Genomic DNA, 26498 nt, shown 5'->3' with positions numbered 1-26498 from the left:
GCCGTGCCTGACCATGCCAATTCGGCGGCGCCGCCCGTGGCACGACCTGTCGCCGCGCCCGTGTGGCACGACACGGGGCTGCGGTCGCCGCCCGGTGCGCAGCAGCGCAGCCCTGGATGGGACGGGCGACGCTGGTGCGCAGTGTGGCCGCGGCCGTTGGCGGAGCGACCGGACGGGACTGGCGGCGGCGGGCCGCGAAAGGCCGCGCTGGCCGAGCGCGACGATGCGCTGCCGTCGGCGGAGCGCGGCCGTTCGGGTGGCGAGCGGGCTCAGTCGGAGGTCGCTCTCCGAAGGCCGCCGCCGCGCACAGGCTCAGCCGAAAGGTCGCCGCGCAGGTTTCAGCCGAAGGTCGCCGCGCACAGGTAGTGCAGGGTGGGGTCGTGGTCGGCGACCGCGATCCGGCCGGCCGTCGCCAGGTCGAGCCCCGCCAGGGCCTCCCACACGCCGGTCATCGGTTGGGCGGGGTCGGCGAGGACGACCCGGTCGGCCTTCACGTCGTCGGCGAGCGCCGCCAGACCGCCGCCGAGGATCACGGTCGTCGCGGACAGGCCGTCGAGCACGCTCAGCGAAGGCGCCGCGTCGGGCAGGGTGGTGACCGTCGTGAGCGGGGCGGGGGAGGCGGCCGACAGGTGCAGGGCGATGCCCGCGTGGGCGGCGGGCAGCGACAGCGGCACGCCGGGGTCGTAGGGCAGGTCGGCCTGCTCGACGGCGATGAGCAGCGCCCGGGGGTGGGTGGCGGCATACGTCCGCATCAGCGACAGCGCGGTGAAGGCCGCCGCGCGGCCCTGGTCCGAGACGGCGAAGGACATCGGTTTGCCGGGGCACACGTGGGTCAGGTAGGTGCTGACGGCGCGGCCGGGGGAGACGTCCGGCACGTCGTAGGCGAGCACCAGCAGGTCGACCGGCGAGGACGGCAGCAGCTCGACGGCCATCTCGCCGTAGGACTGGGCGGACGACGAGTCGCGGGCCACGGTGAGGTCGTACGGGGCGAGCAGGTCGGTCAGGTACGTCGACAGCCGGGCGGCGTGCCCGGGGTCGGCGGCGAGCGCGGCCGGCGACGGGTACCGGCGCGACACCGCGCGCCGGAGACCCCAGCGGTCGTCGTGGAGAGCGGGCATGCTCACTCTTCCGGCAGCAGGTTTCCGGCGACGTAGTCGGCGAGGCTGCCGACCGTCTCGAAGTTGTCGCGACCCATGTCCTCGACGCTGATCTCGCGCTCCAGCTTGTCCTCCAGCTCGAGGACCAGCTCCAGGCCGGTGGTGGAGCTCATGCCCAGGTCGTCCATGAGCGTGGTGGTCTCCGACGCGCCGGTGACCTCCCGCTTCAGCACGCGGGGCAGCAGCTCGCAGATCGTGTCGACGACCTGCTGGCGCAGGTCCGGGTCGATGGTCGTGGTGTCGCTCATGACAAACCCCTTCAAGAAAGCCAGAACCTAGTGCGTGAAGACCATTGCGGAGAAGGTCGCGCCGCGGCCGGCGCCCGCGGCGGCGATGACGTAGTGGTCGCCGGGGCGCAGCAGCGAGCGCTGCACGGCGGTGCGGTGGTTGAGGAACGCGTCGGCGCAGAAGACGTGGCCGTAGTCGGCGACGTGGTCGAGCAGCACCTGGTCGAGCGGGTAGCCGATCCGCTTGCACACCCGCTGCCAGGCCACCACGTTCACGTTGTGCGGCAGGATCAGCGCGATGTCCGGCAGGGTCAGCCCCGCGCGCTCGACGGCGGACGTCACGGCGGCGCCCAGCGCGTCGTGGTAGATCCGCTGGAACTCGCCCGCGACCTCCTCCAGCTCGCCGTCGAACTCGCCGCGCAGGTCCGCCACGTAGGACAGCTGCCGGTCCCGAGAGCCGGCGGCGGAGACCAGGCAGGCCGCCGCCCCTTCGCCGAACATCGACGTCTCCGGCACGAACCGCGCCTCCCCGGTGAAGGCCTTCTCCCCGGTGAGGACGAGCGCGAGCGCGGACGGGTCGGCGGATGCGAGCAGCCGCCCGGCGAGGTCGACGGCGAGCAGCCCGGAGGCGCACGCGTGGTGCCCGACGGCGAAGGCGGTGGCGTGCTGGAGCCCGAACGTCCGGCACACCTCGTGCAGCGGGTTGAACGGGTAGGGCGCCACGCCGGGGAACGTCCGCGCGTAGAGCACGTACCGGATCCGCGCCGTCTGCTCGGTGGTGAGCCGCAGGTCGGCGACCGCCAGGCCGAGCAGCTCGGTGAGGGACAGGTCCGGCGCCTGCGCGGCGGAGCCGAGCTTGTGGTAGCGGCGGAACACCCGCAGCTGCATGGGCGTGAGCTCGAACTCGTCGGCGAGCGACTCGATCGGCACGCGGTCCGGGGGCACATAGGTGCCGATGGCGGCGAGAGCGGTCACGGCGTCTCCGTTCCGGCGAAGTTTTCCAGTGCCGTCAGCGCCTCTTGTACGGCGAGCGCCTCGACCGCCCGGGCGAGCGCCTCCACGCGGGCCGGCGGCGTCCGCCACGTGTCGGTGAACCAGGTGAACTGGAACTCGCCGGGGGAGTCGTCGACGTCGATGCTCAGCGGGTCGTAGGGGTCGTCCTGCGCGACGGTCCAGGTGAACACGCCCGGTGCGGCGTCGCGGACCTGCTCGGCGGTGGGCACGGAGCCGGGGAACATCTGCCTGCTGATCGTCCGCCGGTCGTTGAACCAGACGCCCGCGTCGAGGTCGACGTCCAGGGAGGCGGACAGGGTCGCGGACACGGCAGCGACCGCCGCCGGGTCGTGGTAGGCCCACTTGTACGCCAGCATCGCCGCGATCCCGGTCCTGCGCATGGCCTCCTCGTAGGACAGCCCGGCGACGTCCGCGACGCAGATCCCGCGCTGCGCCACCATCGCCACGACGTCGCCGAGCCCGCGGCGGAACCGGTTGTCCACCATGGGCCGGATGATCGCGGGCCGCCCGTCACCGGTCTGGGCGGTGACGGCGAGCGCCAGGAACGTCATGAGGACCTGCGACGTGTCGATGTCGAAGACGACGGACACCGCGTGGGTCGCCCGGTACAGCGCCGCCGAGACGAACGTGCCCCGGTGGAACCGCGGCCCGGGCCGGGAGGCCGGCGGCGTCACCGGTGGCAGCTGCCGCAGCATCTTTTCCCAGTGCCGCAGCGCCTTCTCCGACTGCTTGCGCCCCTCCGGCGACGCCTGCCACTGCGCCTGCGCCAGCGGCTGCAGGCCGCTGGTAGGCCCGGGCGGGTCGGTGCGCAGGGCGGCGACCTCGCGGAGCATGAGCAGGCCGCCGAACCCGTCGGTGACCAGGTGGCAGGTGACCGTCGACAGGTAGGCGGGCACGCCGTCCACCCGCACGACCCCCATCCGCACCGGCCACTCCTCGACGAAGTCGTAGGGCCGCGCCCGGTACTGCGCGTCGACCGACGCCGTGAACGCGGCCGGGTCGGCGCCCGGCGGCACGTCGAACACGTCCAGCCCGATCGTGCCCCACCCGGCCACCGCCTGCAGCGGGGCGCCGTCGTCGGTGAAGCGCAGCCGGGTGCGGAACGTCGGGTACCGCCGCATCGCCCAGCGCAGGTCGTCGGCGAGGTCCTCGACGGTCGCCCCCTCGGCCACCGGGGCCCAGCCGCCGATGGGCAGCCAGGAGCGCTGGCGGACCATGTCCTGCCAGATCCCGAGCTGCCCCCACGACAGCGGACCGGTCCCGGCCCCCTCGCCGTCGAACCGCACCGGAATCCGGGTGGTCGCGACCAGCGGTGGGGCCGGCAGGAACGTGTCAGGCATTCGCCAACTCGGCGAGATGCCGCTGCCGCATCAGGAACTTGCGGACCTTGCCGGTGGGGCCGGTGACGATGTTCTCGTCGGGGAACACGACGACCTTCCGCAGCGTCGCCGCCGCGGCCGGGGTGAGCGCGGCGGTCACGGCGGCGGTGTGGTCGGCCGTCGGGTCGGCGCTCTCGTGCAGCGACAGCAGCACGTCGGACACGACGCCGGCGCCGGTCTTGAACGACACGATGGTGCAGTCGCGCACGTCGGGCACCGCGCGCAGGATCTGCTCCTCCGACATGGCGGTGTAGAGCCAGTTGCCGCCGCCGAGGTCGACGGAGTCGACGGCCCGGTCGACGTGGTAGTAGTAGCCCTCCGCGTCGCGGAACATCAGGTCGCCGGTGAGGTAGTAGCCGTTGAGCCGGTGCTTGTACGTGTTGGCGTGGTCGTTCCAGTAGCCGGGTGCGAGCGTCGGGGACTTGAGGCCGAAGTGGCCGACCTGCCCGACCGGCACCTCCTCGCCGGTCGTGGTGTCCAGCAGCGCCACGTCGGCGAAGACGTGCGGCACGCCGACGCACCGGCCGTAGCGCTCGGTGTCGGGGCTGTGGGTGATGTGGAACGCGGAGTGCCCCATCTCGGTCGAGCCGAGCCCGTCGACGAAGCTGGAGCCCTTGACCCGCTGGACGACCGGACGGCCCTCGGCGGAGCGGGTGACGGTGTTGTGGCTGCCGACGTTCACGAGGTTGCGGATGTGCGGCTCGTGCGCGCAGTCGCCGGTGTTGAACCACAGCGACACCGAGTCCATCTCGTGCTGGGTCAGGTCGAAGCGGGCGAGCTCCGACCAGGTGACCGCGAAGCCGAAGACGCCGGTCGGCTTCCACCGCTCGATCGCGTCCAGCACCGCGCCGCCGTCGCTCTGCTGCGACAGGAACAGCAGGTCCGACCGGTTGCTCAGGGCGTGGTTGATGGTCATGATGCCGGCCGCGTGCGGGGCTGGCAGGGCACTGAGGATCCGCTCGGTGCCCTGGGCCCTCGGGCCGCTCAGCCGGATCTTGCGGGTGGCGTGGAACAGGCTGGCGTGCGAGTGCACGACGGCGGTCGGCATGCGGGTGGTGCCGGAGGAATGGGTGATGGCGATCGGGTCGTCGGCGTGGTGCCGGAACGGCGCGGGCGCCTGCGCCGGGTCGCCGGTGCCGGTGTCGGCGGCGTCGATGACGGGGATGCCGACGTCGGCGCCGGCGAGCCGCTCGAGGTGGGCGGCGTCGGTGACGAGCGCGGTCGCGCGCAGTTTGGCGATGTACTGGACGGCGATGTCACCGGCGATGTTCGGGTTCATCAGGGCGGGGATCGCGCCGAGCCAGACCAGTCCCATCCAGTTGAGGAAGCAGTCGGCGCTGCTGGTCACGTAGACGGCGACGGGGTCGCGCCGGGTGATGCCGTTGGCCTGGAACCAGGCGGCCCTGGCCGCGGCGCGGTCGCGCAGCTCGCCGAGGGTGAGGCCCTGCCAGGCGGGGAAGCCGTCGACGTCGACGTCGAACGCGATGCCCGGCCCGTCCAGCGCCGCGCCGTGCTCGATGAGCTTGTGCAGCACGTTGCCGGCACCGACGTCGGGGTCGGCGGCGAGCGCCGCCCGGATGCTCGTGGACGCCATGGGTCTACTCCTCGGTCTGCGTGGGGAACGAAAGCTTCGCCACCTGCTCGACGGCGGTGCGGATCTGCGCGCGGGTCGGCTGCAGCGCCAGGTCCAGCTCCCGGGCGAACGGCAGCACCGCGCCGTCGGGTCGGGTGATCCGTTTCGGTGGCGCGATGAGGCGCATCTGTTCCGCGGCGGTCGCCAGGATCTCCCCGCCGATGCCGCAGGAGCGGTTGGAGTCGTCGACGACGACGAGCCGGCCGGTGCGCTCCAGCGACGCGGCGAGCCCGGCCCAGTCGAACGGGTGCAGCGTCCGCGGGTCGAACACCTCCACCGACACGGTCCCGGCGAGCTCCTCGGCGACGGCGAGCGCGTCGTGCACGAGGTGGCCGACCGCGACGACCGTCACGTCGTCGCCGGGGCGGTGGACGCGGCCGACGCCGAGCGGCACCGGCGCGAGGGTGGCGAAGTCGACGTCGTCGCGGACCCCGATTGCGCCGGCGGGGGCGAACATGATGACGGGGTCGTCGTCGCGGATCGCGGTCAGCAGCAGGCCGTAGGCGTCGGCGGGGGTCGCGGGCACGACCGTCTTCACGCCGACGTGGGCGAAGAGGCTGTACGGGTGGTCGGAGTGCTGCCCGGCCCAGCCGCCGCGGGAGCCGGAGCTCGGCAGCAGGTAGGTGACCGGGATGTTGATCTGCCCGCCGGTCATCAGCGAGAACTTGTGGGCCTGGTTGGCGATCTGCTCGAACGCGAGGAACAGCAGCGCCGGGATCTGGAACTCGATCACGGGGCGCTGGCCGGCCATCGCGGCGCCGGTCGCGAAGCTGGTGAACCCCTGCTCCGAGATCGGCATGTCGACGACCCGTTCGGGGCCGAACTTCTTGAGCAGGCCGGTGGTGACGTTGCTGACCGCGACGCCGACGTCCTCGCCGAACACGACCACGCTCGGGTCGGCGGCCATCTCGGTCGTCAGCGCCCGGTTCAGCGCCTTCAGATACGACAGGTTCGGCATCAGGAGACCCCCGCCCTGGCCCGCAGGCCGTCCGCGTACAGGTGGTCGAGCGCGCCGGCCGGGTCCGGCAGCGGGCTGTCGACGGCGAACCGGACCGCCTCGTCGAGCAGCGCCTCGATCTCCGCGTCGATCCGGTCCCGGTCCGCTTCCGGGATGCGGGAGCCCTGCAGCGCCACCGGGTCGCGCTGGACACCGAGCGCGACCTCGTCGTCGGTGCGGTACCGCGGCCGCGCCGCGTGCTCCCAGGTGTGGTGGGCGTCGAATCGGTAGGCGACGCACTCGATGAACGAGGGGCCGCCGCCGGCGCGGGCCCGCTCGACGGCCTCGGTGGCCGCGGCGAGCACCGCCTCCGGGTCGCTGCCGTCCACTGTGGACGCCGGGATGCCGAACGCCTCGGCCCGGCCGGTGATCGAGCCGGCCACCGCCTGCTCGACCCGGGTGGTGGTGGCGAAGCCGTTGTTCTCGCAGACGAGCACCACCGGCACCTTCCACAGCGACGCGAGGTTCATCGTCTCCAGGACGACGCCCTGGCTGACCGCGCCGTCACCGAAGTAGGTGACGGCGACGAGGTCCTTGCCGGCCCGGCGCGCCGCCCACGCCGCGCCCGTCGCGATCGGCACGGCGGCGCCGACGATCGCGTTGGCGCCGAGGATGCCGAGGCCGAAGTCGGCGGCGTGCATGGAGCCGCCCCGGCCGGCGTTGAGGCCGGTCGCCCGGCCCGCCAGCTCGGCCAGGGTCCGGGCCGGGTCGGCGCCCTTGGCCAGGACGTGCCCGTGGCCGCGGTGCGTGCTGGTGATGACGTCGCCGGGGCGCAGCGCGGCGCAGGTGCCGGCCGCGATCGCCTCCTGCCCGATGTACGGGTGGATCCCTCCAACGATCGTGCCGTCCCGGACGAGCTCGATCGCGCGTTCCTCGAACCGTCGGATGAGGCGGACCGTCCGGTACAGCCCGGCGGCGTCAGTCACGTGGTACTCCTTCAGGACAAAGAGCCGCGGACTAGGCCGCGAGGACCTTCTCGTCGATCTTGGCGAGGATGCCGCTCCAGAGCTTGGCGCGGGCGACGAGGGCGAGGTTGATCGTCTCCACGCACTCGTTCCACTTGTTCTCGTCGTCGCCGCAGAGGTCGGTGACCATCTGCATGGCCATCGGCGTGTGGAACTCGCCGTCGACCTCGATGTGCCGCTCCAGGTAGTCGACGAACGTGCCGAGCTGCCCGCCCTGCTCGTTGACCTTCACCACCTGCTGGAACATGTCGGGGATCAGGTCCTCGCGGCCGAACGCGAACGCCGCCGCCTGGCAGTGGATCGGCGCGGTGTCGATGAGGTGCCAGGTGAGCCCGACGAACTCCGCCGACGCCTCGGGCACGCCCGCGGCCGCCATCGCCGCCGGCACCGGGGTCTTGTCCCGCAGCAGCTGGATGAAGGTGTCGATGACGGTCGTGTCGGCACCGGCCTCCTGCATGCCGAGCAGGTACAGCTCGAAGTGGCTGATGAAGCCGCCGCGCAGCTCGTCGCTCTCCTCGACCAGGACGATGTCGTTGATGAGCCGCCGGCTGCCGGTCGGCCCGGTCGGGATCCACGGCACCTCGACGCAGGTGAGGTTGCGCTGCAGCGACTTCAGCAGCGACATGAAGTCCCACACGGCGAAGACGTGGTGCTCCAGGAACGTCTGGATCGCCGGCAGGCTGTCCAGGCGGGCGTAGATGGGGTGGGTGACGACGTCGGTCCGGGCGTCGGCGATCAGCGCCTCGAGCCGGTCGATGCCGGGGTGCCGCTGACCCCAGTCGTATCGGGACATGTGAGCCTCCTGAAAGTGTGTTAGGCCGTACGCCACAGCACGGGGCAGTACTCGGGGTCGGAGTAGTCGGGACGGCCGTCCTCGGTCCGTCGCACCAGCACGTCGTGGTTGTAGGCCACGAGATCCCCCGTGCTGAGCTGGAACGGGCGGAACGCGTTGGCGCCGTCCTGCAGGTGGAAGGAGATCGCCCGCCGCGGCCGGTCGCTGCGGTTGGCGCCGCTGCCGTGGTACGTGCGGCAGTGGTGGAAGCTCATGTGACCCTTGGGGATGATCATCGGGACCTTGGTGACCGTGGCGTTGTTGTATGCGGCGTTGTCCGAGAGCATCACCTCCAGGTCGTCGTTGTCGCGCTCGGCGAAGTGCCGGGTGGTGGTGTCGTCGGCGCCGATCTCCTCCCAGCGGTGGGAGCCGTCGACCATCGTGATGGTCCCCATCTCCTCGTCGCAGTCATGGAAGGGGATGAACGCGGTGAGCATGCTCTCCGACGTGCACGAGGCCCAGTAGTGCCGGTCGAAGTGCCACGGCACGACGTTGCTGGGCTCGCCCGCGATCGGCGGCTTGTAGATCAGCGTCGACTGGAAGACGCGGATCTCGTCGGCCTTCGCCAGCCGCGCGGCGACCGCGCCGAGCAGCGGCTTGCGCAGGATCCGCGCGAGCGCGTCGCTCTCGTAGTGCACGTAGTCGTTGTGCCGTTGCACGTCGCCCTTGGACGGTTCCCAGTAGGCGAGGCGCGGCGGCCGGGTCGGTAACGAACGGGACCGCTCACCGGCGTAGTACCGCTCGCTCGCCGCGACGAGCTCGTCGACCTCGTCGTCGGTGAAGATCTTCTTGGACAGGTACCAGCCGTGCTGGGCGTAGTGCTCGACGTCGTCGTCCGACGGCAGCAGCGCGAGCTCGTCGTCGGTCAGCGCGAACGTCTGCGTGGGCGAGATGGTCAAGGTCTATGTCCTTTCAGGAGTAGGACTGGGGGAGGGGTCAGCTGCGCAGGCCGTCTGTGGTGTCGCGTACCGCGGCGAGCTCGCGCTCCTTGGCCGCGTACAGCGCGGGGATGTTGCTGGTGCCGAACGTCCGGGCGCCGTGCCGGTCGATGAGCTCGAGGAAGTAGGTGCGGCGGATGTGCGTCGACTTGGCGAAGATCTGGTACATCTGCCCCCAGTGGTCCCGGTCGACGAGGATGCCGAGCGGCCGTAGCTGGTCCACGGGCACGTCGACGGCGCCGAGGCGGGACTCGAGCACGTCGTAGTAGCTCGCCGGCGTCTGCGCGAACTCGACGCCCTTGGCGCTGTACGCGCGCACCGCGTGCACGATGTCGTTGGTGCTGTAGGCGATGTGCTGCACGCCGGCGCCCTCGTGCCACGACAGGAAGTCGTCGATCTGGCCGGCGCGGCGGCTCAGGTCCGGCTGGATCAGCGTGAACGTGACGCCGCCCGACGGGCTCTGCACCACCTTCGACTGCATGCCCTGCTCGCCGACCTCGATGTACTCCTGGAAGATCATGGTGAAGCCGAAGACGCGCTCGTAGTACTGGACCGTCTCGTCGAGCTCGCCGGCCTGCAGGCAGATCGCGGCGTGGTCGATGGTGTACAGCAGGTCCGCGTCCGTCGGCGCCGCGGGCGCGCCGGTCATGTCGACCGCCCCGGGCAGGAAGGCGCCGTCGCCGGGGGTGCGCTGCACGAGCCGGTGCGTCACGTCGCCGAAGCCGGACACCTCCGCGGTCACGACCGTCGAACCGTCCTGCTCAAGCCGCTGCGGCGGCTGGATCGGGGTGGCGCCGGCGGCGACCGCCTCGGCGAACGCCGTCTCCACGTCGGCGCAGCCGAACGCGATCACGGCGACACCGTCGCCGTGGCGGGCCACGTACCGGCTCGCCCGGTGTTCGCCGCTGAGGCCGGAGGTGAGCAGGATCCGGATGTCGCGCTGCCCCAGCAGCACGCTGCGCTGACCCGTGAGGCCGGTTTCGGGGCCGCCGTGGCCGTAGACGTGGAAGCCGTACGTCTCGCACAGCTGATGCGCCGCCTGGCGCGCGTCGCCGACGAACATCTCGATGTGGTCGGTGTCGAGGATCTGCATGGCCTGCTTCCCTTTCGGGTTCTGATCGGTCGTTCCCAGGGGTCTGTGACGCGCTGGCGTCACGCCGTGCGTGTCCAGGCGGACTCCGGCCGGCCGAAGATGAGGCTCACGTTGTGGCCACCGAAGCCGAAGGAGTTGGACAGGACATGGGTCACCTGCGCGGGGCGGGGTTCGCGGAGGTGGTCCAGGTCGCAGGCGGGATCCGGCTCGTCCAGGTTGTGCGTCGGCGGGAGCAGCCCGCGGAGCATGGCGTGGACCGACACCGCGGCCTCCACCACCCCGGAGGCGCCGAGCATGTGGCCGGTCACGCCCTTCGTCGAGCTGACCGGCGGGGCATCGGCACCGAAGACCGCGCGGATCGCGGTCGACTCGGCCACGTCGCCGAGCTTGGTGCTGGTGCCGTGCGCGTTGACGTAGCCGACGTCCCCGGGTGAGATCCCGGCGTCGGCGACGGCCCGGCTCATGCAGGCGGCGGCGGCCGACCCGTCGGGGCGCGGGGTGGTGGGGTGGTGCGCGTCGTTGGTGGCGCCCCAGCCGACGATGTCGGCGTACCGGCGGGCCCGGCGCGCCTCGGCGTGCTCGGCGCGTTCGACGACGAAGACCCCGGCGCCCTCGCCGAGGACGAGCCCGTTGCGCCGCCGGTCGAACGGGCGGCTCGCGGCGGTCGGGTCGTCCCAGCCCCGGGCGAGCGCCCGGGCGTTGCCGAACGTGTCGGCGAGGGTCGGGAAGAGCGGCGCCTCGCTGCAGCCGGCGACGACGACGTCGGCCTCGCCGGCGCGCAGCAGCCGCACCGCCTCGCCGATCGACTGGGCGCCGGCGGCGCACGCGGTGCCGATGGATGAGCTGTATCCCTGGATGCCGTGGCGCATCGCGACCCGGGCCGCGCCCATGTTCGGCAGCATCCCGGGCAGCAGGTAGGGGCTGACGCCGAGGCGGCCCTTCTGCGAGCGCAGCACCGCCTGCGCGTCGAGGGTCGCCAGGCCGCCGGTGCCGGACAGGATGATGGCGATCCGGAACGGGTCGACGTCGCGCCCCACCTCGATGCCGGCGTCCGCGAGGGCCTGCTCGGCGGCGGCCATCGCCATGATGATGTACCGGTCGACGACGCGGGTCTCCGGCGCCGGCAGGACCGATGTCGGGTCGATCGGCGGCGAGAACGCGGCGACGTCGGCGGACCCGGCGAGGGGATGGTCGGCGGGGGGCCGCACGAGCCCGGACCGGCCCTCGCACATCGCGTCGAAGACCTCGGCGCCCGTGCGCCCGACGGGGGTGACGAGCCCGATCCCGGTCACCGCAACGGATCTGCTCATGCTGTACCCCTTTCGACCACGACGACCGCGGACGCGGTGTCGTGGCTGGTTCCGGTGATGGCCTCGGGCACGGTGGCCTGTTCGAGGAGGACGACGAGGACCTCGCCAGCGTCGCCGTCGGCGAGCAGCAGCCGGGCCACGTCCAGCCCGGCGTCGGTGCTGTCGACGCACACGACCGGGCCGGTCAGGCCCCACTTCGCGGCGACGTGCCCGGCGACGGCGTTGGGCACCGACTGGAAGAAGAACAGCGGCCCGATCCGGCCGCCGGCGTCGACCGCGCCCGCGACGTGGGCCGCGCTGGCCGCGTCGCCGGTCGAGGTGACGAGCACGATCGCCGTCACCGCCGGTGGAGCGCTCTCCGCGCGGCGCTGCAGGCAGCGGCCGGCGGTGGCGGCGACCAGCGGGTTGAACGACGAGTGGACGAACCCGGCGAGCTTCGGCAGCTCCTCGTCGCCCGGCTCCGGCCAGTCGGCGGCGGCGACGACGTCCAGCCCGGCGCGGGTGGCCAGGGCGGTCAGCGGCGGGATCTCCTCGACGAACAGCTCCGCCGTGCCGAGCCCCTGCTCGTGCTCCGTCGGATCCAGAATCAGTTCGCTCATGCCGATCCGACCAGGAGCGCGGTGTTGGCGCCGCCGAACGCGGCGTTCAGCGACAGGGCGTAGGACGGGGTCGCCGCGGTGAACCCGTCGAGGACCAGGTTCAGCGGGCAGTGCTCGTCGGCGGCGAGGAACCCCGCGTTGACCGGCAGCCGGCCGGTGCGTAGCGCGTGCAGGGTGACGATCAGCTCGAGGACCCCGGACGCCTCCAGGGCCTGGCCGTGCAGCGACTTCGTCGAGGAGACCGGCACGGTCGCGGCGTGCTCGCCGAGCGCGGTGCGCAGCGCCGTGGCCTCCGCGGCGTCGCTCTGCGCGGTGCCCGAGCCGTGCGCGTTGACGTAGCCGAGGTCACCCGCGCCGATCCCGGCCCGCTGCAGCGCGGCGGTGATCGCACGGGCGAGCCCGTGGCCCTCCGGGTGCGGCTGGCACGGGTGGTACGCGTCGCCGGCCCGTCCCCAGCCGGCGAGGCGGGCGAGCGCCGGCACGCCACGCTCGCGGGCCGCCGCGGCGGACTCCACGACGACCGCGCCGGCACCGTCGCCGAGCAGCAGGCCCCGGCGTCCGTCGCTGAACGGGCGGACCTGTCCGTCAGTGGACAGTGCACGGCCCGCGTCGAAGAGGGAGAACTGATCGGCGTCCACGAGGTACCCACCGGCCACCACGATGCGGTCGAGCTCGCCGCGGGCGATCGCCGCCGCCGCGTCCGCGACCGCCGTGCTCGCCGCGACGCACGCCGAGGTGTACGCCCGGATCCCCGCTCCCAGCGGCAGGTCCCCGGCGAGCCCGGTGCCGCCGGCGAGCGCGGCGGTGAACGCGGTGCTGCTGTGCCGGCGGCGGTCGGCCTCGGCCACCCTGGCGAGGGCCGGATCGCCGTGCAGGGCGAGGAAGAGCGGTGCGCCCGCCCGCTCGGCCGTGCTGAGCTTGGCCTCGTCACAGGCCTCGTCGACGACGCGCATCAGCTCGTCGGTGAGGACGGGGGAGCCGGGCATGGCCGCGGCCACCCCGACCCGCCGTCCCGTCACGTCGAAGCGGTCGACCGGCTGGAACGCCGGCGTGCCGGCGTCCAGGCCGTCGGCCAGGGCGGTCATGCCCCGGCCGAACGCGCTGAGCACGGCCGCACCGGTCAGCACCACCTCACCCGGACCGCGCCGAACGGTCATGGTGGCGGTCATCGTGAACCCGTCTCGACCTTCAGTTCCTGGAGGACCTCGAGCGTCCCGCTCACCGTCGACATGCGGGCGAGGGCGTCGTCATCGAGGTCGAGCGGCACGCCGTAGTGCTGTTCGAGCTGGTGGACGAGCCAGGCGAGCTCCAGGGAGTCGATCCCCTCGGCGACGTCAGCGGGCGATCGGTCGCCGTACGTGGCGAGCATCGCCACGACGTCGTCGCGGGTTGGTGCAGCGGCCACGCTCAGCTGCCCGCCGTGGCAGCGGCGGACCGGCGCTCGGCGACGGCGGCGATGAACTCGCCGACGGTCATCCCGGCCAGCTTCTCCGCCTCGTCGTCGTCGAAGCGCACGCCGAAGCGGTCCTCGACGCGGACGGCGAGCTCGGCGAGCGACAGCGACTCGAGGTCGGCGCCGGCCGGGCCGAGCGCGGTGTCGTCGTCGATGTCCTCGACGCTGTAGTTCATCTCGGTCAACGAGTCCAGCAGGAACTGGCGGATCTCCTGGTCGGTCGTCTCGCTCATCGTGCGTGGTTCCCTTCCTTGACAGGTGCCGGCGCGACCGGGTCGGTCGCGCCATCGGTCACGTCTGTTCCCACCCGCTGCGCCGGGATGGCGCCCGCGGTCGAGCCCGGTGCGGCGGCCGCCGCCGGGGCCGAGGCGGCCAGCAGCGCGGCACGGTCCCGGACGAGCTTGCCGGTGGCGGTCCGGGGCAGCTGCTCCACGACCTTCAGCACGCGCGGGCGCTTGAAGCCGGCGAGGCGCTCGGCGAGCCGGTCCTGGACCTGCGCCGCGGTGACGCCGTCGCGCAGCATCACGTACGCCTCGATCGCCTTGTCGTGGGTCACGACGGCGCTGGCGACGCCGGGCAGCGCGGCAAGCGTGTGCTCGACCTCGGTCAGGTCGACCTTGAGGCCGCCGACGGAGACCTGGGAGTCGCGCCGGCCGTGGATGCGCAGCCTGCCGGTGGCCTCGTCGACGCTGCCGGCGTCCTTGGTGTGCAGCCAGCCGTCGGCCCAGCGGGCGGGGTCGACGAGGCCGAGGTACGGCGACGCGGGCAGCGACACGAGCAGCTCGCCGGCCTCTTCACGGACGGTGAGACCGGGTGCGGGGGTGAGGGAAGGGCGGTGCTCGCCGAACAGGTCGGTGGCGATGACCCCGACCTCGGTCATGCCGTACATGTTGCCGAGCCGGATGTCGTAGCGGTCGACGAAGCCGGCGTAGACCTCGGCACGGACCAGTTCCCCGCCGGTGGTCATGCCGGTCAGCTGGGGGAGCCTGGGCGGTGTCTGCACCGAGGAGAGCAGCTCGATGTGGAAGGGGACGCCGAGCAGGGTGGTGGGCTCGGGCCCGGCGGCGACGGCGGACAGGATGCCGTCGGCGGTCATCCGCGCCGGCACCACGAGCTGAGCGCCGGCGTGCAGGCCGTAGAGCAGGCCGCCGACCAGACCGAGCACGTGCACCATGGACGCGAGCGAGACGATCCGCTCGCCGCCCTGCGGCACCCCCGCGCCGATCTTCACATAACGTTCGATCTCCTCGACGAGGTTCGCCGCGGTGCGGGCGATGACCTTCGACGGGCCGGTCGAGCCGGAGCTGAGCTGGATGAGCGCGTGCGTGGTGTCGGCGGGCCGCCCGGGGTAGGTGGCGACCCGCTCCTCGATCTCGACGAAGCCGCGCAGCGGTCCGCCGGTGACGTGCTTGGCGCTGACGACGACCTGCGGTGCCAGCCGCTGCAGGGCGTTGTCCGTCTCGTACGGGGTGAGCCGGTGGTCCAGCAGGGCGGCCCGGGCGCCGAGACGCCAGGCGGCGAGGAGGTTCGTGACGAACGCGAGCGACGGGGCGAGGGACAGCGCGACGGACCCGCCGGCGCCGAGGCCGGCGGCGGCGAGCACGGACTGCTTGGCGGCGACCAGCGCGCGCAGGTCCGCGCGGGTGACGGGGGTGTCGAAGACCAACGCGACCTGGTCGGCGGGGCCGGCCAGCAGCACCTCGTCGACCCACGACGGGTCGAGCGGGGCGGGCTGGGTTTCGAGCACGGCGTCGGTCACCGGCGAACCCCTTTCTCCGCGCGCGGCCGCGTCGCCGACCGGTCGGCCCGCGTTGGCCGGCGATCAGCGTGTGCAGCCCCCGATTGAACACACTGGCGAGAGCCGGGAGCAGGCCTGCGGTCACCGGCACGAATCACGCCCGGACACAATGCGCAGGAAATAGTCACCCCGACTAGCCATAGACCTTACGCAATCAAAGCCGTTTTACAAGAGTGCACAACCCGACTGTGCCGCTGTTTGTCCGTTCTGCCACGCCTACGTCCACTAAGAATCGTTTGCTTCGATACGTTCTTCATTCGGGCAGGTCATGGACGCGTTTTACGGAACCCCCAGGTCAATCTGGGTTGGGGGGACACCCAGCCGGTGCCAAAAAGGGCATTACGCGCAACTGGCAGCGCACCGGATACAACCGGTATCTAACCTGAGAACACTCGCCTCCCGCCCATTGCAGTGCGCTACGGTGCGTAAACGCCACGATTGACCCGCGTCCACGTCTGGTCGGGCCGATATACCGATTCCCCATGTATGGCGGCATGATGAGGCTCCTCCTGCGCGATCTCCGACAGGCCAGGCCACGGCCCGTCCCGGACGATGTAACGTGCATTGACAACCGTCGGCGCGCCGCCCATACAATGGCCGGGCTCCGTGCGTGCCTATCCAGGAACGCCCCATAGCTGGTGATCCCATTCGGAGATTTGCGACTGTGAAAGCAAATGCCAGTTCCGCATACCCGTCCGCACCGGCCGGGCCCGGGCTGAACGCCGCCGTCGAGCGGTATTACGACACCACCCTGGACCTGTACGAGGACCTGTGGGGCCAGCACGTGCACCACGGCTTCTGGGACATCGGCGAGCGCCCCGGCAACGACGACGACCGGCACACCGCGACCGACCGCCTGGTGCGGGAGCTGGTCGACTTCGCCGGCATCCCGGCCGGCGCCCGCGTCCTGGACGTCGGCTGCGGCATCGGCGGGCCGGCGATGCACCTGGCCGGGCCCCTGGGCTGCACCGTCGAGGGGGTCACCCTCAGCGCCGCGCAGGCCGCCCGCGCCAACGAGAAGGCCGCGGAGCTGGGCCTCGGTGAGCGGACCAACTTCCGCCAGTGCGACTTCATGGCCAACGACTATCCGGACGCGTCGTTCGACGTGGTCTGGGCCGTCGAGAGCCTCATGCACATCGCGGACCGGGAGGCGTTCTTCGCCGAGGTCCGGCGGGTGCTGAAGCCCGGCGGCCTCGTCGCGATCGCCACCTGGTCGGTCCGCGACGGCGAGCTCACCGCCGAGGAAACGCGGGTCGTCGACCAGATCCTGCGCCACCAGGTCATGCCCAGCTTCTCCTCCCTTGAGGAGCACGAGCGGCTGGCCGCCGCGGCCGGGTTCGCCGACATCGCGATCGTCGACTGGAGCGCCAACGTCGCCAACTCCTGGGAGCCCGGGTTCGCCCAGGTCAAGGAGCTCGACAACGGCCGGTCGATGATGCGTGACCTGGCCCGGGACCGGGGCGTCGACGTGCTCGGCTTCTTCTACGCCGGCCCGCTGATGCTCAAGGGCTTCGAGACCGGCGCGGTGACCTACGGCGCCGTGCGCGCCACGAGGCCCGCGGCAGAGGACTGATCGTCGTGGCCGCGTCCCACCAGGAGATCGTCGAACTGCTGCGCCAGGTGACCGGCGAGGACGAGGACTGGGCGGCCGGCGTGACCCCGTCCACCCGCGTGGACACGGACCTGTTCATCGACAGCCTGGAGATCGTTGAGCTCGGTGCGCGGATGCGCGACGTGTACGGCGTGGACCTCCCCTCGTACATCGGCGGCCTCGACCTGCAACAGCTCATCGACCTCACCGTCGCGGACCTCGCGGAGCTGACTGCCGCATGAGCCGGTTCCTGTTCCTGAGCCTGCCGCTGACCGGCCACGTGAACCCGATGGTCGCGGTGGCGAAGGTGCTGCTCAGCCGGGGGCACGAGGTGCTGTGGGCGGGGTCGGAGTCGTTCCTGCGACCCCTCGCCGGGCCCGACGCGGTGATCCACCCGATCCCGCTGCGGGCCCACCGCGGCCAGGCCGAGCGCGGCCTCGACGCGACCCGCTCGCGGTGGGAGGGCTACATCCTGCCGCACACCAAGTACACCCGCAAAGGCGTCGAGGCGGCCGTCGAGGCGTTCCGTCCGGACCTGCTGGTCGTCGACCAGCACGCGATCGCCGGGCCGATCGTCGCGCACCGCTTCGGCCTGCCGTGGGCCACTGTCGCGTCCAGCGCGATGGAGCTGACCAGGCCGTTCGCCCGCGGGCTGCCACAGGTCGAGGCGTGGATCCAGGAGCGGATGCGGGAGGCGTGGACCGTCGCCGGCCGCGACGGCGACCCGCCGTGGGACCTGCGGTTCTCCCCGGACCTGCTGATCAGCTTCCTCGGCGAGGACCTCCTCGACGACCCGTCGCAGCTGCCGCCGAACACCGTCACCGTCGGCCCGTCCCTCGCGGAGCGCGCGCCCGACCCGGACTTCCCGTTCGACTGGCTCGACCCGGACCGCCAGCACGTGCTGGTCACCATGGGCACGCTCAACATGGACCAGGCCGCGCACTTCTACCCGCGCATCCTGGCCGCGATCGAGCCGCTCGGCGAGCGGCTGCAGGCGGTCGTCGTGGCCCCGCAGGGCACCATCACCGGTGAGCCGGACCACGTGCTGGTACGCCGGCCCGTGCCGGTGCTGGACCTGCTGCCGCACCTGCACGCGGTGGTCAGTCACGGCGGCGCCAACACCGTCAACGAGTCCCTCGTGCACGGCGTGCCGCTGCTCGTCGCCCCGATCAAGGGCGACCAGGCGCTCATGGCCTCGGCGGTGGCGCGGGCCGGCGCCGGGCTGCGGGTCTCCATCGACCACGCCCGGCCCGAAGCGCTGCGCGCCGCGCTGCTCGACCTGCTCGACGACCCCCGCTACGCCGAGGCGGCGCGGGTGACGGGCAAGCGCCTGCTCGCCGGCGGTGGCGCCGAGGCCGCTGCGACGGCCCTGATCCAGTTGTTACGCCCTCCCGGCAGCTCCGGGCTCCTCCCCCTCAAGCACCACGTCTGAAAGCGAGCAAGCGCGTGAAACTCCTGCGTGACACCTGGTTGATCTTCCAGCGGCACATGCTGCTGATGCTCCGTTCGCCGTTGTGGGTCGTCCTCGGCGTGGCCCAGCCTGCGGTCTACCTGATCCTGTTCGCGCCGCTGCTCAAGCCGGCGCTCGCGTCGGTCGGCGCCAACTCGATGAGCGACGCGTACAAGATCTACGTGCCCGGCATGCTGATCGCCCTGGCCCTGGCCGGTGGCCTGTACGTCGGCTTCGGGCTGCTCGGCGATCTCGCCAACGGCGTCATCGAGCGGTCCCGGGTGACCACGGTCAGCCGGGTCGCGCTGCTGCTGGGCCGGTCGCTGCGCGACGTCGTCACCGTCATCGTCCAGTCGATGATCATCACGATCCTGTCCCTGCCGTTCGGTGTGTTCGTCAACATCGGCAGCCTGCTGCTCGGCTACGCGATCCTCGCCCTGTGCGCGCTGTCGTCGGCGTCGATCTCCTACGGCATCGCGATCCGCGTCGCCAACCCCAGCGTGCTCGGCCAGGTCGTCAACAACATCGCCCAGCCGCTGATGCTGCTGTCCGGCACCCTGCTGCCCCTCGCGCTCGCGCCGCTGTGGCTGCGCACGGTCGCCGACTTCAACCCGTTCAACTGGGCCGCCAAGGGGCTGCGGGCGCTGTTCATCGGGCACACCAGCGACCCGGCCATCTGGCAGAGCATCGCCATCACCGCCGGCCTCATGGTGATCGCCGTGATCTGGTCGGCCCGCACATTCTCGCGCTCGGTCCGGTAAGGGAGCACTCTCATGATCAAGATCAAAGGGTTGAAGAAGGTCTACAAGTCCGGCCGGGGCAAGAAGGCGAGCAGCGTCGAGGCGGTCAAGGGCATCGACCTGGACGTCGCGCAGGGCGAGATCTTCGGCTTCCTCGGCCCGAACGGCGCCGGCAAGACCACCACGCTGCGGATGCTCGCGACCCTGATCTCCCCCGACGACGGCGAGGCGACGATCGCCGGGGCGAACCTGCGCGCCGAGCCCGAGGCCGTGCGGCGCGTCATCGGCTTCGTGGCCCAGGGCGGCGGCACCACCGACGACGTCAGCGGCCGCGAGGAGATCGTGCTCCAGGCCCGCATGTACGGCATTAGCAAGGCCGAGGCGGAGAAGCGCGCGGAGGCGGCCCTGGCCGCGTTCGAGCTCACCGAGTTCGCCGACCGCAAGTGCAAGACCTACTCCGGTGGCCAGCGCCGCCGCGTCGACATCGCGATGGGCATCATCCACCAGCCGCAGGTGCTGTTCCTGGACGAGCCCACGTCGGGCCTCGACCCGCAGAGCCGCGCGCACATGTGGGACGAGATCCGCCGGCTGCGGGCCGAGGGCATGACGGTCTTCATCACCACGCACTACCTCGACGAGGCCGACGCGCTGTGCGACCGCATCGCGATCATCGACCACGGCGAGATCGTCGCCGAGGGTACCCCCGCGGACCTGAAGCGGGAGATCTCCGGCGACGTCGTGACCGTGGTCGTCGGTGACGAGGCCGAGCGGGCCGGTGAGCTGCTCGGCAAGCAGCCGTTCGCCAACGGTGTCGAGGTCCGCGAGGACAACGAGCTGCGGCTCAACGTCGAGTCCGGCGACTCGGCGATCCCGCAGATCATGCGGACCCTGGAGGGCGCCGGCATCAAGCTCGAGACGATCGAGCTGCACCGGCCGACCCTCGACGACGTCTTCCTCACCAAGACCGGACGGTCGCTGCGCGACTGATCCGCCCGGGCATGAGAAGGGGGCGCGACCTTCAGGTCGCGCCCCCTTTTCGGCGTTCTCAGAACCGGTCGCCGCCGAGCGTCTGCGCGAAGCAGTCCTGCATGGTGGTCATCACGGTGTTCACCGAGTCGCGGTCGAAGCCGGACCGGTTCACCCGGAACATCAGGTTGAGCGAGGTCAGGCCCCGCACGATGAGGTAGAAGCCGGGCCCGGTGGTGCGGCCGTGGTCGAAGAAGTCGATCTTCGGCGCGACGAGGTGGTCGTCGGACGGGAAGCCGGGCGGGGCGAGCATCGGGTTGTAGTAGAACCCGCGGTCCGCCGGCGGGTCGAGCTTGGCGTGCTCGTCGCGGATCTGCCAGATCGCGTCCGGTGAGCAGACGCCGTTCTTCAGCGCGTTGAACGCCTTCCAGTGCACCTTCGGCAGGATCTCGGTGAACGGCTCGGCCGCGTCGAGGTCCAGCAGCAGCGGCGCCCACTGGTTGAGGCTGGTCACGACCCTGGCGTGCTGCTCGTCGAAGCGGTTGGCCGACATCGGGAAGAGCAGCACCTCCTGCTCGCCGGTCGCGGCCTGGATGCCGCGGTAGTACGCGGCGAGGATCAGGCTGGCGAGGGTGACCTCGAACTTCGCCATCGCCTCGTGCGCCTGCGGCATCGGGATGCCGGTCTGCAGCACCGCGCCGACGGGGTCGAGCTCGCCGGTCTCGTGCCGCCGGGGCGCCGCGGCGAGGGTGCGCCGCCAGTACCGCTCGGCGTTGCGCAGCCGGCCGCTGCCCTCGCCGGTCTGGTTGAGGGCCAGCTCGAGGGGGCCGGGCGCCGCCGGCAGGTCGGTGCCGCCGAGGATGGTCTCGAAGTCCTCGCGCAGCACGACCGAGGCGACGCCGTCGGCGGCCATGTGGTTGACCACGACCAGCACCTGCCGCGGCGCGTCCCCCTCCAGGAGGATCCACGCCCGCCAGGGCAGCTCGGAGAGCGCGTCGATGGCGCGGCGGATCTCCGCGGCGTCCTTCTCCTCGCGCTCGGCGACGTCGGCGGTGCCCTGCCTGACCTGCGCGAGGACCTCCTCGGCGGTGTGCGCGGCGATCCGCTGCCGGGGGAAGCCCTCGGGGTCGACGACGTAGGTGGTGCGCATCGAGGCGTGGCGCATGGCGACCGCGCCGAGCGCGGCCCAGACCTGCTCCTGCGTCCAGTCGCCCTCGGGCAGGTCCCAGACGAAGGACAGGTTGGCCTCCCACAGCCGGTCGGGTGGGAACCGCTCGATGTCGCGCCAGACGGACAGCTGCCCGACGGTTGCTGGGAACGTCTCGTCGCCGGACACGATGTGCCTCCAGATGGTGCTCGTTGCGGTGGTCGATCGCTTTCGTGGGGGGAGCCCGCCCGGTGGGGCCGGGGCGGCGCCCATGCCCGTCGGGTGCCGTCCCGCCCTGACCGGCGCGGGCTCCCTTTCCTCATTCGGTGCTGTGGTGCTGTGTCATCTGATGCGGAGGGCTGGATCAGCCACCCGACACGACGCGGCTGGAGACGACCCGGCTGGAGACAACCCGGCTGGAGACGACGCGGCTGGAGACGACGCGGCTGGAGACAACGCGCATGAAGTTCACCTCCTCATATCGTTTGGCACATCACAGTGCGATATGGAATGGCAGAGCACACCACCTCCGTCGCCTTCACGACGAATCAGCGGAAGTGCCTGCGGTCATTTTGAACGACCGAAGTCTATGACCGCCAGAAGCATCACCCCGACTGTGGATCGTGTCAACCGTTCACGTTACCGCTTTGGAAATTTTCAATGCGTTTCGTATCTCCCGGGCGCTTCCGCGAAAATCGGACATAACGATCGTTAAAATTCGGACCTTCAGGCATTGATTGGATGAGATCAATATTCGCCTCTTTCGTCAGGTAGAAGACAGCCGATAGGCTTCGAAGCAGTGCTTGCAGGGTGGGCCCGCGGGATCGTGCGGGTCCGAACAGGTCGGGATCCTGACAACGTGCAGGTGGTCCCTTTCGAGCACTCTCCAGTGACCTGGCGAGGGAGGTGCGAAATGAAGGCTGCTCAGCTGCGTGGCAACAGTGCCCAGCTCCGGAACGCTCGGCTCTAATCCTGTTGTGGCGGCCGGTCGGCACGGCGCAGGCGTCGCCGGCCGGCCGCCACGCAGTCAGGGGCCGATGTGGCCTGCGCGTACATCGACGATCGCGAGGCGAGAGATCATGGCGGAGACTGCAACGGCGCAGCGGATTCCCGTGCACTTCGAGGGTGCGGGATCGGGTGTCGAGGAATTGACCTGGGGTCAATGGGCTGCATGGCGATCCATGGAGCTCGGCGGTGGCCGGGTCGACTGGGCCGGCGGCACGATGCCGTTGCTCGACGGCCAGACGATCGATCAGATCGTCATGGAGATCGCGTTCCTCATGAGCCGGCATCAATCCCTGCGCACCCGGTACCACATCGGCGAGGACGGCCTGCCCCGGCAGGTGCTGGCGGACACCGGCGAGCTGTTCATGGAGATCGTCGACGCGGGGCAGGACGACCCGGCCGACGTCGCCGAGGCCCTCGACGCCGCGTACCGCGACGCGCCGTTCGACAACGCCGAGGACTGGCCGGTGCGCGTCGGGGTCGTGTGCCGCGACGGGACCCCGGCGTGGTTCGTCGCGCTGTACTCCCACATGGCGATCGACGCCTACGGCATCGAGGCCATCATCAACGACCTGCCGAACCTGGACCGGGCCACCGGCGAGCACCTCGTCCCGGTCGCCGGCGTCCAGCCCGCAGACCTGGCCCGCCAGCAGCGGGCGGGCTCGGCCCGGCGGCAGCACACCGCGTCGCTGCGGCACTGGGAGAAGCAGCTGCGCGAGATCGCGGCCCAGCGCTTCCCGGCGGTCGAGGAGCCGCCGTCGCCGCGGTACTGGGAGGCCAGCTACTCCTCGCCCGCCGCCTACCTCGCGCTGGGCCGCATCGCCGAGCGGACCAAGGCGCACAGCAGCACGATCCTGCTCGCCGCGTACATCCTCATGCTGGCGCGGGTGTCGGGCGACCCGACCACCGTGGTGCGGATGCTGGTGAGCAACCGCTTCCGGCCCGGCTTCAAGGAGTCCGTCGCCGGCCTGGCGCAGAGCGCCCTGTGCGTCGTGGACACCGCGGATGTAAGTTTCGACGATCTCGTCGCCCGCGTCTGGAAGGCGCAGCTGACCGCCGGCATGCACGCCTACTACGACCCCCGCGACCTGTGGGACATGATCGCCCGGGTGGGGCAGGAGCGCGGCGAGGCCCTCGACCTGCAGTCCTACTTCAACGACCGGCGGCGGACCATGGCCGTCGCCGAGGTCCTGCCGCAGGCGAGCCCGCAAGACATCAACGAGGCGCTGTCCAGAAGCCGACTGCGGTGGGGCTCGAACAACGACGATCCCGCGGCGACGGTGTTCTTCCTGATCAATCCCGTGCCCGACACGGTCGACATCGGCCTGCGCGTTGACACCCGGCGGGTGGCGCCGGACGATCTGGTGGCGATTCTGCGGGGGATCGAGGAACTGGTGGTCGCCGCCGCGCTCGAGGACGAGCAACAGGACGAGTCTCGGGACGAGTCTCAGGACGAGCCTCAGGAGTAGCCGATGCACGTCGCCACATCGCGGACCGCCGTCGCCTTCCACGGCGCCGGCGCCGGCACCGGGCCACTGACCTGGGGCCAGCAGGAGATCTGGCAGACGATGCGGCGCACCGGCCGGACGTTGAACATCGGCGGCACCGTCGCCCTCGCCCCGGACACCACCGTGGACGGACTCGCCGCCACCCTGGGCCGCCTCGTCGGCCGTCACCAGGCGCTGCGCACCCTGTTCGACCTCGACGGCGACGAGCCGCGGCAGACCGTCCGCGCATCGGGCACGGTCGACCTGGAGGTCGTCGCGTCGCCACCCGATGACGCGGAGGCGACGGCCGAGGCGTTGCGCAGCCGGTACGAGTTCACCCCGTTCGACCTCGCGCGCGAGTTCCCCGTCCGGTGGGGTGTGGTGACGACCGGCGGCGTGCCGAGCCACCTCGTCGTGCAGTACTCCCACCTCGCCGTCGACGGGTTCGGCATCGACGCCCTGGTCCGCGACCTGCCGAACCTGGACGAGCCCGTCACCGGGGTGCGCGCGCTCGAGCTCGCGCACCGCCAGGCGCTGCCCGCCGAGCGCCGGCACAGCGCGAAGTCCCTGCGGCACTGGGAGGCGTCGCTGCGGGACCTGCCGGCGGAACGCTTCGGCTGGTCCAACGACCCGCGCACGCCCCGCTTCTGGGAGCTGGTCTGCCACTCACCGGCGCTGCACCTGGCGCTGCAGGTCGTCGCGTGCCGTACCGGCGTCGAAACGGGACACGTCCTGCTCGCCGCCTACGGCGTCGCCCTGGCGGAGGTCACCGGCCGCACGCCGAGCGTCGCGCAAGTGCTCGTCAGCAACCGCTTCCGCCCCGGCTTCGCCGACGCCGTCTGCCACCTCACCCAGCCCGGCATCTGCGTCATCGAGACCGGCGGCGACCTGGACACGGTGGCGCGGCGGGTGTGGCGGTCCGCGACGAGCGCCTACCTGCACGGCTACTTCGACCCCGCCGAGCACCGGGCGATGCTCGACCGGATCGCCACCGCCCGCGGCGAGCCGGTCGACGTCTCGTGCTTCGTCAACGACCGCCGCGGCCCGGCCGGCGCGGTGCCGGAGGTCCCCCCGACGGCCGAGCGGATCCGGGCCGCGCTGCCGCGCACCACGCTGCGCTGGGACCGCCGGCTGCCGACCTACGACGGCACCTTCTACCTGCAGGTCGACCTGCAGGTAGAAGAGGAGCAGGACGCGATCGGCCTCGCGATCTGGGCCGACACGCACCGGCTCTCCCCGGCGCAGGTCGAGGCCTGCGCCCGCGGCATCGAGGCCGCCGCCGTCGGCGCGGCGCTCAACCCGCCACCCGTCACGGCAGCTTGATCGACTGCGGCGTCGAGAACACGTCCTCGGGGTCGTAGCGCAGCTTCACCTGCTGCAGGCGCGGGTAGTTCGCACCGTAGTAGGCGCCGGCCCAGTCGGTCAGGTCCCGGCTGGCGTAGTTCTGGTACACCTCGCCGGTCAGGTGCGGGGAGAGCCGCTCGAGGAACCCGTCGATCCACGCCACGTTGCGGTCCGTGTCCTCGTCGCGCTGCCACTGCGCGATGACGGAGATGTAGTGCAGCGGCGCCCGGTGCACGAACGCGGTCGCGTCCGGGGTGACCCGGCCGATCTCGCCGCCGCCGAGCAGGTCGAAACGGACCATCGAGTAGCCCGACGGCACCCGCCGGAAGTTGTCCAGGATCGTCGCGAACGCCGGCTCGTCGAACCCGTCGGCCGTGAAGTAGCCGCCGAGCCACTTCGACTGCAGCCCGTACACGATCTCCTCGCCCATGCCCTGCATGAGGTCGAAGTACGAGGTCTCGCCGATGGAGCTGAACAGCGGCTCGCCGAGCGCCTCGATCGGCTTGAGCGCCTCCGCCGCCTCCGCGGGCGGCCCGACATACAGGCCGTACATGACGACGACCTGCTCACCGTCCGGGTACGGCTCGGTGGTCAGCAGCAGGCAGAACGCGAGCCGGTCGTCGTTGCGTTCGGCGTACAGGTCGCGGTAGGCGCGGAACACCTCCTCGGCCCGGTCGACCGGCCACGCCACGACACCGCCGACGACCGTCTTCGGCAGCGGGTTCAGCCGGTACGTCAGCGACGTCACCACCCCGAAGCCCGCGCCGCCGGCGCCCCGCAGGGCCCAGAACAGGTCCGGGTGCTCGTCCTCGGTGACCCGCAGGACCGTCCCGGACGCGTCGACGACCTCCGCGGCGACGATGTGGTCGCAGCCCAGCCCGTACGTGCGGCCGAGCGGGCCGTAGCCGCCGCCGAGGCTGTAGCCGGCGTTGCTGACGGTCGGGCACTCGCCGCCGGGCCCGGCGAGCCCGTACTCGAGGCCGTCGTCGCCGGTGAACGAGTGCTCGACGTAGGTGACCTTGTCGATGTCGCGCCAGCCCACGCCGGGGCCGACCGTCACCGTGCGCGCCTCCGCGTCGAGGCTGACCGACCGCAGGCCGCCGACGTCGACGACGACACCGCCCTCAACCAGCGACAGCCCCGTGGCGTGGTGCCCGCCGCCGCGGACGGCCAGGGGCAGCCCCTGCTCCCGGGCGAACGCGATCGCCGCGGCGACGTCGCCGGCGTCCGCGCACTGCGCGATCAGCGCCGGTCGGGTCCGCACACGGGTGTTGAACAGGACCCGCGCGGCCTCGTAGCCGTGGTCGTAGGGGGTCACCAGGGTGCCGTGGAAGCTGTCGCGAAGTCGCGCAAGATCGAGACGCACCCGCAGA

Annotated in this window: 25 protein-coding genes; 7 read left to right on the top strand and 18 right to left on the bottom strand. The window is 71.7% G+C overall.

Annotation, left to right across the window (positions count from 1 at the left end):
• Positions 1–338: 338 nt before the first annotated feature.
• The 16 genes from ABD332_RS14590 to ABD332_RS14515 all read right to left on the bottom strand — a co-directional run bounded on the left by ABD332_RS14590 (position 339) and on the right by ABD332_RS14515 (position 15356).
• A complete protein-coding gene (locus ABD332_RS14590; protein WP_344502407.1) occupies positions 339–1118 on the bottom strand; it encodes a 2-hydroxy-acid oxidase in 780 nt (259 codons plus the stop codon).
• Between the two features lie 2 nt (positions 1119–1120).
• A complete protein-coding gene (locus ABD332_RS14585; protein WP_344502406.1) occupies positions 1121–1405 on the bottom strand; it encodes an acyl carrier protein in 285 nt (94 codons plus the stop codon).
• 27 nt (positions 1406–1432) lie between these two features.
• Positions 1433–2359, bottom strand: coding sequence for a 3-oxoacyl-[acyl-carrier-protein] synthase III C-terminal domain-containing protein (locus ABD332_RS14580; protein ID WP_344502405.1), 927 nt, complete (start codon positions 2357–2359; stop codon positions 1433–1435).
• A complete protein-coding gene (locus ABD332_RS14575) occupies positions 2356–3738 on the bottom strand; it encodes a condensation domain-containing protein (protein ID WP_344502404.1) in 1383 nt (460 codons plus the stop codon). The genes ABD332_RS14580 and ABD332_RS14575 overlap by 4 nt, the downstream gene beginning before the upstream one ends.
• The gene (locus ABD332_RS14570; RefSeq protein ID WP_344502403.1) at positions 3731–5371 is read right to left on the bottom strand and encodes a class I adenylate-forming enzyme family protein; all 1641 of its coding nucleotides are present in this window, start codon (positions 5369–5371) and stop codon (positions 3731–3733) included. The genes ABD332_RS14575 and ABD332_RS14570 overlap by 8 nt, the downstream gene beginning before the upstream one ends.
• A 4-nt stretch (positions 5372–5375) precedes the next feature.
• Positions 5376–6368, bottom strand: a complete 993-nt coding sequence (locus ABD332_RS14565; protein WP_344502402.1) for an alpha-ketoacid dehydrogenase subunit beta — start codon at positions 6366–6368, stop codon at positions 5376–5378.
• Entirely contained in the window at positions 6368–7333 is a 966-nt protein-coding gene (locus ABD332_RS14560; protein WP_344502401.1) for a thiamine pyrophosphate-dependent dehydrogenase E1 component subunit alpha, read from the bottom strand. Before ABD332_RS14560 ends, ABD332_RS14565 begins: the two co-directional genes overlap by 1 nt.
• 31 nt (positions 7334–7364) lie before the next feature.
• Positions 7365–8165 carry a DUF3050 domain-containing protein gene (locus ABD332_RS14555; RefSeq protein ID WP_344502399.1) on the bottom strand — a complete coding sequence of 267 codons (801 nt, stop codon included), beginning with the start codon at positions 8163–8165 and terminating at the stop codon, positions 7365–7367.
• Between the two features lie 20 nt (positions 8166–8185).
• Positions 8186–9097: a phytanoyl-CoA dioxygenase family protein gene (locus ABD332_RS14550; protein ID WP_425552212.1), complete on the bottom strand. Its 912-nt coding sequence runs from the start codon at positions 9095–9097 to the stop codon at positions 8186–8188.
• A gap of 43 nt (positions 9098–9140) precedes the next feature.
• A complete protein-coding gene (gene hppD / locus ABD332_RS14545; RefSeq protein WP_344502397.1) occupies positions 9141–10235 on the bottom strand; it encodes a 4-hydroxyphenylpyruvate dioxygenase in 1095 nt (364 codons plus the stop codon).
• Positions 10236–10294: 59 nt separating this feature from the next.
• On the bottom strand, positions 10295–11545 hold the full coding sequence (locus tag ABD332_RS14540; RefSeq protein WP_344502396.1) for a beta-ketoacyl-[acyl-carrier-protein] synthase family protein: 1251 nt from the start codon (positions 11543–11545) through the stop codon (positions 10295–10297).
• Positions 11542–12054 (bottom strand): beta-ketoacyl synthase N-terminal-like domain-containing protein, encoded by a 513-nt coding sequence (locus ABD332_RS14535; protein WP_344502798.1) that lies wholly within the window; start codon positions 12052–12054, stop codon positions 11542–11544. The genes ABD332_RS14540 and ABD332_RS14535 overlap by 4 nt, the downstream gene beginning before the upstream one ends.
• A gap of 86 nt (positions 12055–12140) precedes the next feature.
• Positions 12141–13301 carry a beta-ketoacyl synthase N-terminal-like domain-containing protein gene (locus ABD332_RS14530; protein WP_344502395.1) on the bottom strand — a complete coding sequence of 387 codons (1161 nt, stop codon included), beginning with the start codon at positions 13299–13301 and terminating at the stop codon, positions 12141–12143.
• A gap of 8 nt (positions 13302–13309) precedes the next feature.
• Positions 13310–13513, bottom strand: a complete 204-nt coding sequence (locus ABD332_RS14525) for a phosphopantetheine-binding protein (RefSeq protein ID WP_344502797.1) — start codon at positions 13511–13513, stop codon at positions 13310–13312.
• 38 nt (positions 13514–13551) lie between these two features.
• Entirely contained in the window at positions 13552–13830 is a 279-nt protein-coding gene (locus ABD332_RS14520; RefSeq protein ID WP_344502394.1) for an acyl carrier protein, read from the bottom strand.
• Positions 13827–15356: a class I adenylate-forming enzyme family protein gene (locus tag ABD332_RS14515; protein ID WP_344502392.1), complete on the bottom strand. Its 1530-nt coding sequence runs from the start codon at positions 15354–15356 to the stop codon at positions 13827–13829. The genes ABD332_RS14520 and ABD332_RS14515 overlap by 4 nt, the downstream gene beginning before the upstream one ends.
• 703 nt (positions 15357–16059) lie before the next feature.
• On the opposite strand from ABD332_RS14515, the gene ABD332_RS14510 reads away from it, so the two are divergent.
• Genes ABD332_RS14510 through ABD332_RS14490 form a run of 5 tightly spaced genes read left to right on the top strand, consistent with a single transcriptional unit; the run spans position 16060 to position 20163 of the window.
• Entirely contained in the window at positions 16060–16968 is a 909-nt protein-coding gene (locus ABD332_RS14510; RefSeq protein ID WP_344502391.1) for a methyltransferase domain-containing protein, read from the top strand.
• A gap of 5 nt (positions 16969–16973) precedes the next feature.
• On the top strand, positions 16974–17228 hold the full coding sequence (locus ABD332_RS14505) for an acyl carrier protein (RefSeq protein WP_344502390.1): 255 nt from the start codon (positions 16974–16976) through the stop codon (positions 17226–17228).
• The gene (locus ABD332_RS14500) at positions 17225–18418 is read left to right on the top strand and encodes a glycosyltransferase (protein WP_344502389.1); all 1194 of its coding nucleotides are present in this window, start codon (positions 17225–17227) and stop codon (positions 18416–18418) included. Before ABD332_RS14505 ends, ABD332_RS14500 begins: the two co-directional genes overlap by 4 nt.
• A 14-nt stretch (positions 18419–18432) precedes the next feature.
• Positions 18433–19197 carry an ABC transporter permease gene (locus tag ABD332_RS14495; RefSeq protein WP_344502388.1) on the top strand — a complete coding sequence of 255 codons (765 nt, stop codon included), beginning with the start codon at positions 18433–18435 and terminating at the stop codon, positions 19195–19197.
• A 12-nt stretch (positions 19198–19209) separates the two neighbouring features.
• Positions 19210–20163: an ATP-binding cassette domain-containing protein gene (locus ABD332_RS14490; protein WP_344502387.1), complete on the top strand. Its 954-nt coding sequence runs from the start codon at positions 19210–19212 to the stop codon at positions 20161–20163.
• 58 nt (positions 20164–20221) lie between these two features.
• Here the strand turns inward: ABD332_RS14490 and ABD332_RS14485 are convergent, their stop codons facing one another.
• On the bottom strand, positions 20222–21478 hold the full coding sequence (locus ABD332_RS14485; RefSeq protein ID WP_344502385.1) for a condensation domain-containing protein: 1257 nt from the start codon (positions 21476–21478) through the stop codon (positions 20222–20224).
• Between the two features lie 890 nt (positions 21479–22368).
• Here ABD332_RS14485 and ABD332_RS14480 point away from each other — a divergent pair.
• Together ABD332_RS14480 and ABD332_RS14475 are read left to right on the top strand one after the other, a co-directional pair.
• Entirely contained in the window at positions 22369–23763 is a 1395-nt protein-coding gene (locus ABD332_RS14480; protein WP_344502383.1) for a condensation domain-containing protein, read from the top strand.
• Positions 23764–23766: 3 nt separating this feature from the next.
• Positions 23767–25104 (top strand): condensation domain-containing protein, encoded by a 1338-nt coding sequence (locus ABD332_RS14475; protein WP_344502382.1) that lies wholly within the window; start codon positions 23767–23769, stop codon positions 25102–25104.
• Here the strand turns inward: ABD332_RS14475 and ABD332_RS14470 are convergent.
• The gene (locus ABD332_RS14470) at positions 25091–26491 is read right to left on the bottom strand and encodes an FAD-binding oxidoreductase (RefSeq protein ID WP_344502381.1); all 1401 of its coding nucleotides are present in this window, start codon (positions 26489–26491) and stop codon (positions 25091–25093) included. The two genes, ABD332_RS14475 and ABD332_RS14470, sit on opposite strands and share 14 nt — an antisense overlap.
• Positions 26492–26498: the final 7 nt, after the last annotated feature.

It is taken from the genome of Dactylosporangium maewongense (assembly GCF_039531485.1).
Classification (GTDB): domain Bacteria; phylum Actinomycetota; class Actinomycetes; order Mycobacteriales; family Micromonosporaceae; genus Dactylosporangium; species Dactylosporangium maewongense.
This window is presented reverse-complemented; position numbering and strand designations above follow the sequence as displayed.